General features: G+C 45.7%; 13 protein-coding genes. 6 read left to right on the top strand and 7 right to left on the bottom strand.

Annotated features, from left to right (window positions below; translation table 11 throughout):
- Positions 1–279 precede the first annotated feature (279 nt).
- From ggt to RIG66_RS03280, 5 genes are all read right to left on the bottom strand, one after another.
- Entirely contained in the window at positions 280–2061 is a 1782-nt protein-coding gene (ggt, locus tag RIG66_RS03260; protein WP_446375168.1) for a gamma-glutamyltransferase, read from the bottom strand.
- Positions 2062–2283: 222 nt separating this feature from the next.
- Positions 2284–3114, bottom strand: a complete 831-nt coding sequence (locus RIG66_RS03265) for a hypothetical protein (protein WP_446375170.1) — start codon at positions 3112–3114, stop codon at positions 2284–2286.
- An 88-nt stretch (positions 3115–3202) separates the two neighbouring features.
- Positions 3203–3769 (bottom strand): hypothetical protein, encoded by a 567-nt coding sequence (locus RIG66_RS03270; RefSeq protein WP_446375172.1) that lies wholly within the window; start codon positions 3767–3769, stop codon positions 3203–3205.
- Positions 3770–3778: 9 nt separating this feature from the next.
- Positions 3779–6067: an eCIS core domain-containing protein gene (locus tag RIG66_RS03275; protein ID WP_446375174.1), complete on the bottom strand. Its 2289-nt coding sequence runs from the start codon at positions 6065–6067 to the stop codon at positions 3779–3781.
- Positions 6068–6146: 79 nt separating this feature from the next.
- The gene (locus tag RIG66_RS03280) at positions 6147–8204 is read right to left on the bottom strand and encodes an ATP-binding protein (protein ID WP_446375176.1); all 2058 of its coding nucleotides are present in this window, start codon (positions 8202–8204) and stop codon (positions 6147–6149) included.
- 41 nt (positions 8205–8245) lie between these two features.
- Between RIG66_RS03280 and RIG66_RS03285 the strand changes: the two genes are divergently transcribed.
- The 4 genes from RIG66_RS03285 to RIG66_RS03300 all read left to right on the top strand — a co-directional run bounded on the left by RIG66_RS03285 (position 8246) and on the right by RIG66_RS03300 (position 11436).
- The gene (locus tag RIG66_RS03285; protein WP_446375178.1) at positions 8246–8455 is read left to right on the top strand and encodes a hypothetical protein; all 210 of its coding nucleotides are present in this window, start codon (positions 8246–8248) and stop codon (positions 8453–8455) included.
- Positions 8456–8510: 55 nt separating this feature from the next.
- Positions 8511–9194, top strand: coding sequence for a two-component system response regulator RppA (gene rppA / locus RIG66_RS03290; RefSeq protein WP_446375180.1), 684 nt, complete (start codon positions 8511–8513; stop codon positions 9192–9194).
- Between the two features lie 439 nt (positions 9195–9633).
- A complete protein-coding gene (locus RIG66_RS03295; protein ID WP_446375182.1) occupies positions 9634–10395 on the top strand; it encodes a PEP-CTERM sorting domain-containing protein in 762 nt (253 codons plus the stop codon).
- A gap of 63 nt (positions 10396–10458) precedes the next feature.
- Positions 10459–11436, top strand: a complete 978-nt coding sequence (locus tag RIG66_RS03300) for a Gfo/Idh/MocA family protein (protein WP_446375184.1) — start codon at positions 10459–10461, stop codon at positions 11434–11436.
- 159 nt (positions 11437–11595) lie between these two features.
- Here RIG66_RS03300 and RIG66_RS03305 read toward each other — a convergent pair whose 3' ends face one another.
- Positions 11596–11979 carry a hypothetical protein gene (locus tag RIG66_RS03305; protein WP_446375186.1) on the bottom strand — a complete coding sequence of 128 codons (384 nt, stop codon included), beginning with the start codon at positions 11977–11979 and terminating at the stop codon, positions 11596–11598.
- Between the two features lie 301 nt (positions 11980–12280).
- On the opposite strand from RIG66_RS03305, the gene RIG66_RS03310 reads away from it, so the two are divergent.
- Together RIG66_RS03310 and RIG66_RS03315 are read left to right on the top strand one after the other, a co-directional pair.
- Positions 12281–12673, top strand: a complete 393-nt coding sequence (locus RIG66_RS03310) for a GNAT family N-acetyltransferase (RefSeq protein ID WP_446375188.1) — start codon at positions 12281–12283, stop codon at positions 12671–12673.
- Between the two features lie 126 nt (positions 12674–12799).
- Complete coding sequence (locus RIG66_RS03315) at positions 12800–14659, top strand: protein kinase domain-containing protein (RefSeq protein WP_446375190.1); 1860 nt, start codon at positions 12800–12802, stop codon at positions 14657–14659.
- A 164-nt stretch (positions 14660–14823) separates the two neighbouring features.
- Here RIG66_RS03315 and RIG66_RS03320 read toward each other — a convergent pair whose 3' ends face one another.
- On the bottom strand, positions 14824–16218 hold the full coding sequence (locus RIG66_RS03320; RefSeq protein ID WP_446375192.1) for a hypothetical protein: 1395 nt from the start codon (positions 16216–16218) through the stop codon (positions 14824–14826).
- Positions 16219–16951 lie beyond the last annotated feature (733 nt).

Below are 16951 nucleotides of genomic sequence, written 5' to 3' on the forward strand. Positions count from 1 at the left end.
CTCACAGATTTTTCCCCAAGAGTATTAAGAAAATCTTAAATATACATGGGTACGAATTGAGAAGGATAATTGGCTCAAACGCTTACATAGTCACGGTTTAGGCTTCTATCCTCAATCGGGATGGGGGGAACTTCAGTTTAACGTGAAGTGGGCAAGCCAAATCAACCCTAAATCGCACGCTCATTAAGGTTGGTGGGCAATGCCCACCCTACGGTATAGCGGGTGATTAATCCAAAGTCACCGTGAGGTAGCAAGTAAAATGAACCCTAACCAAAGCTATTAATATCCCAAGGTTAAAGCACCAGGACGTCGGGGGTCAGATGCACCGTTTAAGGTTTGATCAACTAACATAATACTTTGGGTACTTCCCATCGTATTGGTGACGGTAATCTGATGTCCTTTTTCCTCTAACAGACGCATCGTATCTCCATTTAATCCGGGTTCAATCATCAACTGATCCGGAAGCCATTGATGATGTACCCGAACGGCATTCGTCGCTTCAGCAATATTCATGTCATGATCAATTACATTTAAAATAACCTGTAACACCGTCGTAATAATCCGACTTCCCCCCGGACTTCCCGTCACCAGAAACGGCTTCCCATCTTTTAAGACAATCGTTGGTGTCATGGAACTGAGCATTCGTTTTTCCGGTTCAATGGCGTTAAATTCTCCACCAATTAAACCAAACGCATTGGGAACTCCTGGCTTGGCGGAAAAATCATTCATTTCATTGTTGAGCAAAAACCCTGTCCCCGGAACCGTTATTTTACTGCCATAACTAAAGTTTAAAGTATACGTATTTGCTACAGCATTTCCCTGATTATCCATAACTGAATAATGAGTGGTATTGTTACTTTCAATAAACGGATTGGGATTACCCGGAGCAATATCTTGACTTGGCGTTGCTTGATCTAAATTTATTTTGCGGCGTAGCTGTTCAGCATAGGATTTAGAGATTAACCCGAAAATCGGGACAGACACAAAATCAGTATCCCCTAAATATTTAGACCGATCCGCATACGCTAGTTTCATGCTTTCGGTGAGTAAATGAATCGTTTGGGCGGTATTTTGTCCCAATTCTCCCAGAGGAAATGCTTCCAAAATATTCAACAATTGTACCAGGTGAATTCCCCCAGAACTCGGCGGTGGCATGGAATAAATTTCATAGCCGCGATAAGTACCGCGAATTGGTTCTCGGATAACGGGTTGATACTCGGCTAAATCCGCCTTAGAAATCAAGCCATCATTGGCTTCCATCTCTGTCACAATCGCATCTGCGATCGCGCCCTGGTAAAATGCCTTAGATCCTTCCCTAGCAATCAATCTCAAACTCTGCGCTAAATCCGTTTGCACCAGAGTTTCGCCAATCTGATACGGTTCTCCTCCTGGTTTATAAAAGATGGTCATACTTGCAGGATAGGCTTGCATCCGTTCTTTCACAGCAACTAAGGAACGATGCAAATATTCGGAAACAGGGAAGCCATTTTCGGCTAATTCAATCGCAGGTTGTAACGCCCGTGCTAAAGAAATTGTTCCGTATTTTTCCAGTGCCATAGTTAACCCAGCAACGGTTCCTGGAACACCAACAGCTAAATAACTATGGCGAGATTTTTCAGGATCAACGTCACCTGTTTCATTCAGAAACATAGTACGAGTGGCGGATTTTGGAGCTTTTTCCCGATAATCAATGGCAATGGTTTGATTGTCATCAGCTAAATGGACAAGCATAAATCCACCGCCACCAATATTTCCCGCACTGGGTAAAGTAACCGCCATGGTAAATCCCATAGTTACGGCAGCATCAATGGCATTTCCCCCCTCTTTTAATACAGCCAACCCTGCTTCTGTGGCATAGCTTTCTTGAGAGGAAACCATGCCATTTTCAGCGATAACCGGATGAAAGATATCCCTGGGGCTATAAATGGGGACATCTTGAGCAACAACTTGGGTACAAATCAGACTCACTGTAGCTAAGAGAATCAGGATTTGTTTCTTATAGCCAGAAAAGTGATAACCTCGGATAGTGAGTATTTTTATGCTTTGCTGAAAACGTTTCACAATTGGAATAGAATAGAGTGATTTAGACAGGAATTACAAATTGTAGGGGCGGGTTTAGCCATTCAATTCAAATATTCACCGATAAATAAACAACAAAACCCGCCCTCCCTACCGATAAATGAACAATAAAACTCGCCCTTGTTCACCGATAACGATTCAACCCAACCCGCCCTTAAGCATAAAGATGTATAACACAAGGAAAGCGCGATCGCAACCAAAGGACTATTCTAGGCGATCGCTCATCAGTTTGGGGGTTTGCAGCTTTGTCCCCTGACTTGTACCCGCCGGATTAGGGTTGATCGGGGAGGTACGCTTAAGCGGAACAACAATTCTCTCGCGGTACAGGTTCGCTCGTTTTTGGATCAGTTCCTTTTCATCAGGGTGTTCGTAAACCACCGCACCTCGACTTTGCTCTGCCAAAATTTTACAGGCAAAATAGTTTGCCATAAACTGATCCTGTTTAAATGTTGCTCCCGCTTGGGGGATATCCTTTTTCGCCGGATAATGTTCGGTTAATTCCTTGGGACATTCTCGCAACCACTGCTCAACCCCTTGAGCATAAGCCCTCGCCACTTGCTCTTGACTGATTTGCCAAGTATCTTTCTGACGCCGCAGGCTAAATTTACCATAATGACCCACGGCTTGTATATCTTTATTGCCTTTTGCGATCGCGGATAGGATGTCACCCTGATTTAGAGGCGTTCCACCGGGGTGGTTATGGGTAACGATTTGATCTGTATGAGACGCTTTCTCTTTTGATTTTTTCGGTTTCTTTTTCGGTTTCTTCGGCGGGAATACTGGAATATTTGCTGCGTTATACCCAAAACGTTCCATCTGTTTCAGTTGCGTCTGGATATCTGCGGTTTCCTGAGATGAAGCGGATGCCTTTTTGGGGGAACCAAAGGGGCGTGTTTCCAAGAGATTAGTAATAGGTAACTTAGCTTGTCTGGCTTGGATACCGTTTCCCAAGGAGCGCGTCTGTAACGAGTTCGGTGCTGGGATAAACTCGTCTTCCCCAGACCGTTTTTTGCGGATTCGTCGTCGGATACCCATAACCCCCTCCAAATTTAACTGGAGATATACTTGACATTTAGCACAGATTTGTGCATAAGTCAAATACTCAGTGGATTGGAGGAAGTGATTACGGTCGAGGTGCATTAGCAACAAGCTGGTCAATTTTTTGGCGTAATTGAACCAGCTCTGGCGGCGCAAATCCATTCTCAACTACTACTGTTTGGGATTTACCATTTTGAACAACTGTCCAACGCTCGGCTGCTGGGTGTGATACTTGATGATCTGGTGGAGTCGGATAATACTTAGCCATAGATGGAAAATCAACCTGACGTATAGCTTCTGTTAGTTCTGCTTGTTGGGATTCAGTCAAGCATCGGTTTGGAGTATCCGGGAAGGGCTTGTTCCAGTGTAAATCTGGATCATCACTCGAAAGCTGAGCGGAGTCTTCAATCCACAGTTGTGTGTTGCGGGCGTTGAAGAAGCAACCATTTTGACGGAACAAGAAGCGCCAGTTTCCTGTTCGATCTGGATCGTTGATAGCGATATTTTCGTATAACAATCGTGTGTTTTCAGGTATTTCCAGTTTGGGGAGTACAGGTTTTGTCATAGAAACCTCCTGTGCAATTCCGCAGGCAGCAGAATTTGTAACTAAAAGCAGCGCTAAAACAGGTTGGATTATAGAAAATTTAGTCATGGAACGGACTTAAGCAAATTTGGTATCGGAGTTTGGTTCTGGAAAGTCACCCATGTTCATTAATGAAGGATTGGGCGGAATCGGTTTAGGTTCTTTTTGGGTTGTTGACCACTCTGACATATCAGTAGCTTTCTTGAGCGCCTCAAGGAAGGTCACGCCGTGTTCCGGCTGGATATCCATACCCCCTGACATAATGCGTCCGTCTGAACCTCGTGCGACTCCATGACCGAATTCAGACTCGACCAAATCGCTGTGACTGGGCGTGCCAGTACCGTATTCATCATCAAGTCCCAACATGTGACCTGCTTCATGAACGGCAGCGCTTTGTCTACCCCCAGGTTTGTTGACTTCCGTTAAATCTTCACTGTCAAATTCCCCGCGCCCCGGATTATAGCCTGGAAGACCAAATGGACGGGGTGTTGGTCGATAAACTCCACTGCGGCTAAACTCTCGTGTTGGTATTTTTTTGATATCCAAGGCAAAATGCTCATCTTTGGATACTTCCTTGAAATCGACTGTAACGCTTGCTTGTAGAGATTCCCACCAATCCTTTTGACAGTAGAACGTGTGGTTGCCAGACCAGGCATTTGAACAAGCGGAAAGGAAATTCTGTTTCCATGTCTTCTTCGCACCCTTATCAGTCTCCCAGCTCAAGTCTTCTGGACTGGCACTGGGGAACTCAGTAGCGCTACCGTTGATGAAGTTAAACTTGCATTTGCAAACAATTTTCAGTTCGCCTGTTGCAGGGTTATAGATAACATCAAACAATCCTAGCCTGGTGGTTGATTGGAAGTTCTGTGCAGTATGTTTTTGTCCAGTAAAATCTTTTCGCTCTTGTACAGCATCTTGGTAATCTTCCCACAGGTCTAATGCTGCCTCATTGTCTCGAATATCCAGTGCATCACCGATAGCGTTACCAACAGATGATACGGCATCGGTTAGCCAGTTGCCCTGTAAATTAGCATTAGCAGGCTGGGAAACTTTTGCCTGTTTCCTAGTTTCCATGGAACCGGAAGACTGCTGAAGCACGTGGGTAAATTCATGAGCCATCAACTCCTGCCCATCCTTACTCCCAGGATTATATTCCCCCTGACGGAAGAAAACATCTTGACCCGTCGTAAACGCACGAGCCCCCACCGAGCGATTTAGGTGGTCAGCTTTGGAATCAGTGTGTATTTTGACCCCACTCAAATCAGCTCCAAACGCCTGTTCCATCGGTTGCCGAACTTCATCTGCAATGGGTTGTCCGTTACCTCTGGCGCTTGCAATAGACTGTTCTAGTTCTGGAGTCGCCGCCATTCCACCCCCACTTGACTGGCGCTGCACTAAGGGCTTCATTTGAAGTTCTTCCTCTTCTGGCATCTCCTGACGCTGGATGGATTCAGCTAGAGGTTTAGCTTGAAGTTCTTCTTCCTCTTCTGGCATCTCTTGACGTTGAATGGACTCAGCCAGAGGTTTGGTTTGAAGTTCCTCCTCTTCTTCTGGCATCTCCTGACGTTGGATGGATTCAGCCAGAGGTTTGGTTTGAAGTTCCTCCTCTTCTTCTGGCATCTCCTGACGTTGAATGGACTCAGCCAGAGGATTGGTTTGAAGTTCTTCTTCCTCTTCTGGCATCTCCTGACGTTGGATGGATTCAGCTAGAGGGTTGGTTTGAAGTTCTTCTTCCTCTTCTGGCATCTCCTGACGTTGGATGGATTCAGCTAGAGGTTTGGTTTGAAGTTCTTCTTCCTCTTCTGGCATCTCCTGACGTTGAACAGTCTTACCCTGAACCGACGGCTGACTCTGAGGCGAATTAATCTGATTGACGACTTGAGACGCTACCTGATCAGCTTCCTGTTCATACTTATCATTCGGTTCTCCAATCGTCAGCTTTGCCTGAATCGGTGTAGCGCTACTCGAAGGTACGGTGGGAATATTAGCGGCATTATAGCCAAAGCTTTCTGCCTGTTTGAGTTTAGCTTGGAGATCTGGCATCTCTTGTTTAGGCGAGGATGCCTGCTTTGGAGTCCCGAAGGGACGAGTTTGCAAGACATTGGTTGTTGGTAACTCTGCTCGTCTCGCCTGGATACCTTTACCAAATGGGCGCGGTTGTAAAGGATTCCGTACTGGTAAAGAAGTCGATTCCCAGGAGGTTTTTTTGTTAAGACGCCGTCGGCTACCCATTACCAGTCTTCCCAACTCAACTTGTGGATACTTAATATTATCCTGCACAAGTCCTTTTTGCAATTCGCGATCGCTCAAATTGTTACGGAACTTTAGGGAATAGCGAAACCCAAGCAGTAGGGCTTTGGTGACCAAACCCCTACTCGCCCCTACATACAATTGGCAGACGTGCCATGGCACGTCTCTACATGAATTTTTACAATCCCTAAACCTCTTATTTAACCCATCCCCGGATTTCCACATCGGTTAACGGTCGCTCTAGTTTCACATATTCACTCTTAGTCGCTTGTAAAATATGTTTCATCTGCACGGCTTCCCCAGCATCTGCGGCGATAAACGCCGCATTCATGGCAATACTACGGATATTACCCCCTGCTACATTCAGTTTTGCCAATTTCCGATAATCCAGCTTCTCTGTTGGTGTCTGTTTCGGAAAAATCCGTTTCCAAATTTCTTGGCGTTGCTCCGCGTTGGGGAAAGGAAATTGAGCAATAAAGCGAATCCGTCGCAGAAAGGCTTGGTCTAAGGCACTTTTAATATTGCTGGTTAAAATTGCCAATCCTCGATAGGATTCCATGCGCTGCAACAGATAACTGACCTCAATATTGGCATGGCGATCATGGGAGTCTTTGACTTCAGAACGCTTACCAAATAAGGCGTCGGCTTCATCGAATAACAGGATTGATCCGCCCCCTTCTGCGGCATCAAATACCCGACGTAAGTTCTTTTCCGTTTCACCAATATATTTACTAATAACTGAACTGAGGTCGATCCGATAAACATCTAATCGTAACTCTTTGCCGATCACCTCGGCTGCCATGGTTTTCCCGGTTCCACTGGCACCAGCAAATAGGGCGCTAATTCCCAAACCACGACGGCTTTTTCCGGCAAATCCCCAACTTTCATAGACCTTCATCCGGTGGCGAACATGGGTGACAATTTCTGTCAAGACAGTGCGTTCTCTGTCTGGCAAAATTAAATCGTCCCAAGTGGCGGCTGTGTCAATCCGTTGGGCTAATTCTTCCATGCGGGGACGGGCTTGAATACAGCAGACGTCCCACAATTTAGTGGTAAGGGGTGGGAGGGCAGATGGGTTGTAGCTTTCTTCGTCTATGGGTTGCTCGTCTTCTTCGGGCGTCTCAATGTCCATTCCTTTGATGGTTAAGCAAGCGGTATGAATGTTGGGGGCGCTAAGGTTAAATGTGGAGACTAATAAGTTAATTGCAGGCTCAAGTTTTGTGGCTTTATCGGCTAAAGCGTTTTGCCAAATTAAACGCTGCTCATCACTGGTGGGATGATGGACATCTATGGTAATAATGGGACGCTGGCGTTGGCGGCGTCGATCGCGACTCGTGACAATCAGGGGTGTATTCAGGCTTTCGATGAAACGGGCGATCGCGCTTTCTCTGGCTGGATCATTGGTTTCGAGATGATCACAGTTGAGTAAGAGTACCGTACTACTTAATGCCCATTCCCGTTCATAGAGTATCTTAACGATATTCAGTTGACTGGTATTCGTGGGTAGAGATTCGGCGGAAAGGGCATGGAGATTAATCCCTAGATGATCGCATACGGCTCGCGCGATCGCACGTTTACTGGTGACATCTTCTCCACACAGCTGCACCACCGGAAATGTACCCTCACCCACCTGTAACCAGGTTGTAGCAATTTGTTGAACACTTTGTTGATGAGAGGATACCAAAATACCCGGTAGGGGCATCGGTTCCTCCATACTCGCCAAACGCTCATCAATATATTGAACCCCGCGCAGGTAATGCAAAATCCGCTCATCAATCCGTAGCGAACTACTGGTTAACGTAAACCCTCCACCCACGTCAATCAACCGCCAACGGCGCAACGGTGCATCTGGCGTCAGCGCCCCCCAATGTCCGTGGGACAATATATTCAACGCTAGAGCAAATGTGGGATAATTCAATTCATCATTACTCTGAGCGATGCCACAGAGTAACCCCCAAGAGGCGTCAAATTCCATCCCCGCACATAACAGCAGCAAATCTCGCTCAAATGAGGATAGCCCAAACATTTGGCAAAGCTGATCCAACAAGGGAGGCGGTGAAAGCGATGTGTCGGGTTGATGGTAGGAACCATTTCCATTGGGATAGAAGCCATTGGTTAAGGTAAGAGAGATACCTGTAGTGATTTGATCACTCTTGCGTTCCAAGGCTTGACGCACTCGCGCAATCTCTCCCATCAAATACTGCTGATTGGCTTCTAGCCAGCCTTCGGTTACATTGAGCCGGGATACAGACATGGGCATCGTTAAGCGCAGCAATATTCACCATGATATAGCGTGTGGCGGCAAAAGTTTTCGGTTGGGGGAGCAGAGGTGCAGGGGAAGCGGGGGAAGCGGGGGAAGCTGGGGAAGCTGGGGAAGCTGGGGAAGCTGGGGAAGCTGGGGAAGATGAGGGAGATGAGGGAGATGAGGGAGATGAGGGAGATGAGGGAGATGAGGGAGATGGGGAAGATGAGGAAGAGATTTCCAAATCAACAAATGACGAATGACAAATGACAAATGACAAATGACAAATGACGAATGACAAATGACAAATGACGAATAATGCGTATTCTGTTGGTTGATGATGAAGTTGAACTCACCGATCCTTTAAGCCGAGTCCTCAAACGGGAGGGATACGAGGTTGAGGTGGCTTATGAGGGACAGTCTGGACGCCAGTTAGCGATGCAAAGCGACTATGATTTGCTTATTTTAGATTGGATGTTACCGCATCAGTCGGGGTTAGAGCTTTGCCAACAGTTGCGATCGCAAGGGAAAACGACGCCGGTTCTCTTCCTTACCGCTAAAGATACCCTGGATGATCGGGTGATGGGATTGGATGCAGGGGCGGATGATTATTTAGTTAAACCCTTTGAATTGCGAGAATTACTGGCTCGAGTTCGCGCCTTGCTGCGGCGTTCGGCGGCGACGGAAACTAATGCGCCTGTTCGGTTGCGTGTTGCTTCTTTAGAACTGGATGTGGAAAATCAGCTCGCCTATCGTAATGGACGATTAATTGAACTCTCGGAAAAAGAAACCCAGCTTCTGGACTATTTTATGCGTCATTCGGGTCAACTCTTGACTCATGGGGAAATTTATCAGCAGTTGTGGCAGGATGAAGAACAACCTAGTAGTAATGTCTTAGCGGCTTTAGTGCGCTTGTTACGCCGCAAAATAGAGGCTCCTGGTGAAGCCCCATTGATTCACACGGTATACGGGAAGGGATATCGGTTTGGTGAAGGGAGTTAAGTTGAATGGTACTGAAATTTGGGCTGGTGGGCCCTTGCGAAGTCGAAACCCACCCTACGCTATATCAAGAGTTTCGGCGAGCCAAAAATACGAATTTTCAGTGCCATTAGAGTTAAGTTCAACCGCAAGAAACTACTTAGATATCAACTCTCATAATTCCTAATGCTTTTTTTTCCCAACAGCCCCTATTGGGTTGATTCTGGGATATTCAGCTAGCATCCATCTAGCTAATTGAGAATAACTATAGACAATGCTCAATTTGTTCCCCGTTGGCTGGTATGGAAATGCAGCCCTACTTAAAAAATATTGACAATCTTTGTTGACATAACATAACTATGGATTTTGCGCTAGGATTTGGATCTTACTTCATCAACACTTCACAAAAATTTTCTCTTGAGAGAATTATACTGTTAGGTAAGTACATATACGGGGTGTAACTATGAATAGCATCTACTCAAAATTTTCGTTCCGAACGGCTGGAGTTGCTTTAGGCGTTGGTTTAGCCACTGTGGGTATCTCTCTCGTTTCGGGTGTTGCCAGTGCGGCTACGGTGACGAGTCTACCTGACTTTACTGATGACCAGTTCGATGGGTTAATCAATAGTGGGGAATTTACCGAAGTATTCGTGGCTGAAGGGCGAATTGGTAACGCCGCAACGAATGGAGATAGAGAATTTGGGATTAACACAGCAAATGGTAACCCTGTTGCCGAAGGTCAGTATGCATGGGAAAGTAATCAACCAGTAAGTTTTACCCTAGAATACGATGGCACAGAAGTTACATATACAGTGGCAGGTATAGAGCTAACTGGCAATTTCAGCGGTTCAGTCGATACCATATACCTACGCACCCTAGAAACGTCTGACAGCGATATTCAGGTTGATATGTTGCAGTTAAACGGTATGAATTTGGTTTTAGAGGGTACATCTGACCCGGCTATTTCAGCACCAGGTAATTCTGATGCAGATGGTGTGGACTATTTGCTAATTCAAAATATTTCCCAGCCCTTTACTCTTACTGGCAGAGCAAACCTCAGTTGGACGGGAACTCGACCCAACGGATCTCACCTTGCGTATCAAATCAAAGTAGGCACTAGCGAACCAGTTCCCGAACCCTTGACTATCCTCGGTTCAGGTGTCGCGCTTGGATTTGGTGCTTTGTTAAAAAAAGAGTCTTCGAGAAAGCAAAATAAGGTAAAATAACCAGAAAGCTATTGGTTTATAATCGCTAAATAGGGGGATGTTGAAGCGAGGACTCATTCACAAATGATGGATAAACTGCCCATTAGGGCTGGTATCGTCGGGACTGGATATGCTGCTAACCAACGGGCGCAAACCTTACAGGCGGATGCGCGATCGCAGCTAGTGGTTGTCAGTGGGCATACCCCGGAAACCGTGCAAGACTTTGTACAACGTCACCAAACTAGCGCCGTGGAGTCTTGGCAACAGGTGGTGGCACATCCGGATGTGGATTTAGTCTTTGTTTGTACGATTAATCGTGATCATGGTGCGATTGTTCAACAGGCTTTAACCGCAGGGAAGCATGTTGTTGTCGAATATCCGATTTCCCTTGATCCGACAGAAGCCGAATCCCTAATTGCCCTTGCCCAAGCTCAAGGCAAACTCCTACATGTGGAACATATTGAGCTATTAGGTGGCTTACATCAAGCCTTACAGCAATCCTTACCAGAGATTGGCACTCCTTTTTATGCCCGATATGTCACAATTGTGCCGAAGCACCCAGCGCCGCAGCGTTGGACATACCATCGGGACTTATTTGGCTTTCCCTTTAAAGCCGCATTACCCCACATCCATCGATTTACTAATTTATTTGGTAACGTCGCAACCGTTAGCTGTAATACTCAGTTTTGGCAAAATTCAGACTATTATCGTGCCTGTCTCTGTACGGCTCAATTACAGTTTGTCAAGGGACTAATTGCCCACGTAACCTATGGCAAGGGGGAAGTATTTTGGCAGAGATTGCGGACGTTTGAAGTCCACGGCGATCAAGGTACGCTAGTGTTTGAGGGTGATCAAGGTAAATTAATTCGCGGCGAGGAAGAACACCCCATCACTGTAGCAGGGCGTCGCGGTTTATTTGTTCAAGATACAGAAATGGTATTAGATCATCTCGTGGATGGAAAGTCTCTGTATGTGTCGAGTGAAGCCAGTTTATATGCGCTTCAGGTTGGAGACGCCGCTTGCAAATCAGCGGAAACAAATCAAATGATTGTGTTGAAATAGGTGCTTATGGGGTTAATGATAATAGCGCTAGATAATCACTCTCCACTGTCTCAGCCCAAACTCTGCCACTCTGTCAGGGCGGGTTTTGAATAAACTTGATCATCAATAGCGAAATGAAAGCCCTAAACCCGCCCCTACTTTCGGACAAATATATAACCATTAATCAAGTTCAACTTGTACTTCCACGCGATCAAGACCGCTGCTTAAATTCTCGTGTCTGCGGAAATTGATTGGACTGATCGGTGGAGATAAGGGTTCGTTAACTGAGATTTCCACATCGTCTATTAACTGAAAGTCAGCACCAGCTTGGTTGTTAAAATTAATCTGGCTACCACCCGTTCCTCTCCATGCCAGCGCTGGATCGTCTAAAAAGAACTGGTCAAAATCATCGCCGAGATTTCTCTGTTCAATGCCCATTAGGGATTCACCAGAGAGAGTAACGTCGTCGGCTTTGGTCGTGACTGGTGATTGAGCCGAGACAGGGTTCGCTAAGCCGAACATGGCGGCTAGGATTCCTATAGCTGTAAGATTTTTATATCGCATTGGCGTTCTCTCCCATGAGAGTTTGTTACATTTTTATTATTTTTGATTGAAGTCTGGTTTACCTCTATCAGAGGAAACGATAATTGACAAAGAGGTATCTCCAAAAAGATAGATTTTTCTTCAGAAGCTGTAGTTTAATCATCTGTACTCTATGTTTAACCCAGACGCGATCGCGCCGCCTGTTACGTTCCATGGGTGTCTACTGAAGCTGAGGAAACAAACATAAGACATAAGACAAATTACGAAATGCTAACTAGGGTTACATCTGCCGACGCACTAACCGGACTTTGACAATAGGGTGATGTATAACTTGAATGGACGAGAGGATGAGTCAACCGTGAATCTATCGGTACGAGTCTTTCCCAGAACTTTTGGATATCAAGGGGAAATGAGGTATGAGTTTAGTCAGGCAGATGACTTAGTTGGAGTGGTTTCTGTCTGTGAGGATGAAACCTCGTACTTTATCCATTTCTTAAATGTCATGCCTGGTAATCGTGGCAAAGGGTATGGGTCTAAAATCCTGAAGATGCTTTGCCAGATGTTGCATGATAAACCGATTACTCTAGAATTGGACAAGGGTAGTCCTTTTGGCATAGAAAATTTACGCGCCTGGTACAGCAGACATGGTTTTGTATCAACGACTGAGGATTTGATGATACGCCAGCCGTCCATTAGCCGGATACAGGAAGCATGATGCAAGGGATTGGGGAGCTGGGGGAGCGATGTAGAGACGCGCCATGGCGCGTCTGGAAGCTGAGGAAGCTGGGGAGGCTGAATGCAAGCCACAATAGGATAAATTCCTGACTCTAAAAATTCGCGAATGAGTTACTGCCTTAACCTAACTTGTCCCAAACCCGACAACCCTGATCATGCTAGATTTTGCTCCACTTGTGGGTCAAAATTACTTTTAGGCGATCGCTATCGGGCGATGGAGTTGATTAGTCAGGGGGGTATTGGTCGTACCTTTCGGGCAATTGATGAATCTGAGTCTGGATTATCCACTTGTATTATCAAGCAGTTTTCACCTACCAATCAAGGTACAACCAATATTGAGAAAGCGGCGGCATCCTTTCGTCAAGAAGCCGCCCGATTACAAACTCTAGGCGAACATCCCCAGATTCCCCGACTGCTGGCTTATTTTGAACCCAATCCGCAAACGGGAACGACAGGTGCGATCGTGCAACGCTTAGTAGAAGGAGAGAGTTTAGCCCAACAATTAGCGCAAGAAGGGGCATTTAATGAAACCCAGATTCGCCATATCTTGGCACAACTGTTGCCTGTATTACAGTATATTCATGCTCATCAGGTTATTCACCGAGATATTAATCCAGCCAATATTATTTGTTCTGCCAGTACAGGAATCGAGACAGACGCCGATCAACTTGTTCTCGTTGATTTTAGTGCCGCAAAATTGACCACGAAAACAGCATTAGCCCGAACCGGAACGGTTATTGGTTCTGCGGCTTATGCCGCCCCGGAACAACTGATGGGCAAAGCGGTGGCGAGTAGTGATTTGTATAGTTTAGGGGTAACTTGTATTCATTTACTAACCAGCATTCATCCCTTTGACTTATTTAACAGTTTAGAAGGAATGTGGGTGTGGCAAGACTACCTAGTTGAACCGATTAGCGATCGCCTCAAGCAAACCTTGAATAAAATGCTGGAGGGGGCGGTAAAACGGCGCTATCAGTCAGCCGCCCAGATTCTCCAGGATTTGCATATCACCCAGACGTTAGCCCAATCATTGTCAGTCGCTTCCCCAAATCCATCGGTTAAACCAAACACGCTAACACCGACGTGGCAATGTGTACGGACATTGCGGGGTCATTCGAGTTCGATTCATGCGATCGCCTTTCATCCAGACGGACAGATTCTGGTGAGTGGGGGTGCGGATCGTAGCGTCAAACTCTGGCATCTGGAGAGTGGTATACCCAGTTGTACATTTTCTGGGCATTCTAGTTTAATTGATACCATTGCTTTTAGTCCAGATGGACAGTTTTTAGTCAGTGGGAGTTGGGATCACACGATTAAACTTTGGGAATTAACGACCCAAACATTAAAGCATACCCTGAAGCAACATTCAGGTTGGATCAAGTCAGTTTCTTTTAGTCCAGATGGACAGCTTCTCGCCAGTGGCAGTGCTGATAAAACAATTAACATTTGGAATTTAAACCTACAAGATATACAGAAAACTCTTGATGGTCATTCCAGCATGATTCATACGATTGCCATTAGTCCAGATGGACAGATTCTGGCAAGTGGTAGTGCAGATCGCACGATCAAATTGTGGAATTTAGCCACAGGTGAAATTCAACTAACCCTACATGGTCATACCGATGCCGTCAATTCACTTGCCTTTAGTCCTAGTGGTCAACTTTTAATCAGTGGTAGTGCGGATGCGACGATTCAAGTCTGGAACTTAAAGACAGGTGATATTTTATTGACGCTGACTGAACATACAGATGCGGTTCATTCTGTTGCCATCAGCGCCAAAGGTCGCCTATTAATCAGTGGTAGTGCTGATGGAACGGTTAGACTTTGGCATCCGGGTCGTGGAAAACTGATCCAGACCTTATCGGATCATTCCGCTGGTGTTATGTCTGTGGCAATTAGTCCAGATAGTTCAACTTTGGCGAGTGCGGCTCAAGATAAAACCATTAAACTTTGGCAATTTATTTAAGTAGGGAACAGGGAACACCTCGACTTCGCTCGGTGTGTCAGAGGGAACAGGGAATAGCTAATTGGGGCTTGCTGCATTAAGAAGGTATACCATACAAGGGTTTAAAGCCAAAATCTCACCTCTTCCATCCGTCGCGCCATGGTGATGATGTTATTCACATGCCCTTATTCCTGCATCCCAGAATACAATAGTCGGGCAAATAAACGAGCGCCATCATCACGCTTTAACTCATCATAAGTGGGAGGAGTCCGGTGACTAATATCCCGCAGATCTTGAAGCAGTTCTGGATGGAATTGACAGGTAAATGAACGGCGGATCAACTTGCTCTCAAAATCCTTGTAGTTAATACAGGTTGCTGAACATTCTGTCACCACTTCGGTTTCGTCAGCCGTTGAGCAAAGAATTTCCACCGCAAAGGGAAGCTGCATTAACCAGGATAAGGGACTCCCGGCTAAAATATGCCGATGGGAGATAATCGCATCATGCAGCAGTCGATATGCCCAGTTTGCAAAGAGAATCGCTTCCTCATTCACTTCATCGGAGTGGAACATGGAAATATTTAATTCATGTTCATATTCAATCGACGTATCGATCACCCCTTCAAACTCATCAGCCGTCACCTCATGGGCGATAATTACGTCTTCGGGAATGTTAGACGTGTCACTATCCGGAGATTCATAATGCAACAATTGACGATAGCCCACTTCTTTCTTTTCATTGGGACCGACAGCAAATTCCGGATCATCCCAGTTGTTGGCAATCAGGTGTCCATTTTTCTTCTTCACCTGTAACGTAGTTCCCACCTTTTGAATCTGCTGGCAGACTTTTTTCAAAGATTTTAGGGCTTTACCATTGCGATCGCGTGCCAGATACTCTAGGCTGAATACCTCATTGACTGCTCGTTTAATTAACCGAATGTGAGATTGTGCCGCTAATTGATGTCCCAAGCAAATAAATAAAGCGGGCGCACTTGTCGGCGATCGCGAAAGCAGCAGTTTATCGGTGAATCTGTGGAGTTCATCTAGGGAACATTTGGCATCGTTAAAGGTGCTAGCATCGCGCACCGACGGATCACCGCCTTCTACCACCACCGCTAACCCCGACGTTATGATCGGTACGACTAAATCTGGATCAAGCATACCCGACGACCAAAACGGGAACAGCAGTGAATCACAATCGGCAATTTTCTGTGCCAAATACGCCACATTCAGCGACGCCCGCACATCTTCGCCAACGTGATTAAACCCGACGTGTCCCCAGGGTTCGATCACCGCGATCGCATTGCGAAATAAGTCCGGGTGCTTCATCAGGAAGTCTAAATCTTCCTGAGAATTAATCACCTTTTCCAACGGCAGTCCTTTGCCCCATTCAAAGCCTGCGTTTTCCATCGTCATGGATACGTCAGGCAAGGGATCTTCTGAATGGCGATCGGCTAAAAACCGACCCAATAAAATGTGAACCGATTCAAAATCAGAACCCCCTTCACACAAGTAACCCGGTCTAAGTCTCCAATCGTTGGTTGTTAATGTTTTAGGCTTAACGGATGATGATTTTGACATCTATATTGGACTCCTTAACACGTTTCTTTCTCTAGTCTACCCATCAACGAGTGACCATGGTACTTGGCTCTATAGAGCGTTTTCAAATGAGATGCAAGAAACCCTGAACACAATTCAACAAGAAGGCTTTCAAACCTTTTTGGGTTTACAAATTATTTGTAAACGCTGTATGATTTGGTAAGTTTATTGTCTAGCTGTAAAGCAGTAATCGATATCGTCCATTTTTATCATATTCTTTATTGAAAGTCAATTCCCATCTTTAATTTTCAAAGAATTGACATAAACTGTAGTGTTTACTACAGAAAAAATCCTAAAAGTAGGGCAATAGGGAACGGACTTTCTTGCAACAGTTTCATCCCTCTGTTAAGGTAAAATTTGGCGCTTAGGTCGGCTTGTCATCCCAGGATTCTGAGGGGGGGTAGTGCTGAAGGGGTGACAAGAAACGTGAAGGATAGGCAGGGTATAGGGGGTAGGGTGTCGAGAATATAAACGATTAGAAGGGATGTTTTCTGGGTCAGTTCTGGCGGTTCGGGATCAAAAAGATAAATGGAGGACTTAAGCACATACGCCATTTATGGTAGGGGTACGATAATATCCATGGGTGTCAACTTAAGCCACATTACCCACGATAGGATACTGGGTGTGGGGTATGGGGTGTGGGGTATGGGGGAAAGCGAGCAATTTTGGGGAGCTATGTATTAAACGGAGCCTGTTTGAAAAAAACATTGTGGAT

Origin of the sequence: Coleofasciculus sp. E2-BRE-01, assembly GCF_040221695.1 — a bacterium.
Taxonomy (GTDB): Bacteria; Cyanobacteriota; Cyanobacteriia; order Cyanobacteriales; family Coleofasciculaceae; genus Coleofasciculus.

Coding starts and splice junctions, on each gene's coding strand:
- RIG66_RS03315 (WP_446375190.1), top strand. CDS start 12,800: ATGAGTTACTGCCTTAACCTAACTTGTCCCAAACCCGACAACCCTGAT.
- RIG66_RS03270 (WP_446375172.1), bottom strand. CDS start 3,769: ATGACTAAATTTTCTATAATCCAACCTGTTTTAGCGCTGCTTTTAGTT.
- RIG66_RS03310 (WP_446375188.1), top strand. CDS start 12,281: ATGTATAACTTGAATGGACGAGAGGATGAGTCAACCGTGAATCTATCG.
- RIG66_RS03265 (WP_446375170.1), bottom strand. CDS start 3,114: ATGGGTATCCGACGACGAATCCGCAAAAAACGGTCTGGGGAAGACGAG.
- rppA (WP_446375180.1), top strand. CDS start 8,511: ATGCGTATTCTGTTGGTTGATGATGAAGTTGAACTCACCGATCCTTTA.
- RIG66_RS03295 (WP_446375182.1), top strand. CDS start 9,634: ATGAATAGCATCTACTCAAAATTTTCGTTCCGAACGGCTGGAGTTGCT.
- RIG66_RS03280 (WP_446375176.1), bottom strand. CDS start 8,204: ATGTCTGTATCCCGGCTCAATGTAACCGAAGGCTGGCTAGAAGCCAAT.
- RIG66_RS03305 (WP_446375186.1), bottom strand. CDS start 11,979: ATGCGATATAAAAATCTTACAGCTATAGGAATCCTAGCCGCCATGTTC.
- RIG66_RS03320 (WP_446375192.1), bottom strand. CDS start 16,218: ATGTCAAAATCATCATCCGTTAAGCCTAAAACATTAACAACCAACGAT.
- RIG66_RS03300 (WP_446375184.1), top strand. CDS start 10,459: ATGATGGATAAACTGCCCATTAGGGCTGGTATCGTCGGGACTGGATAT.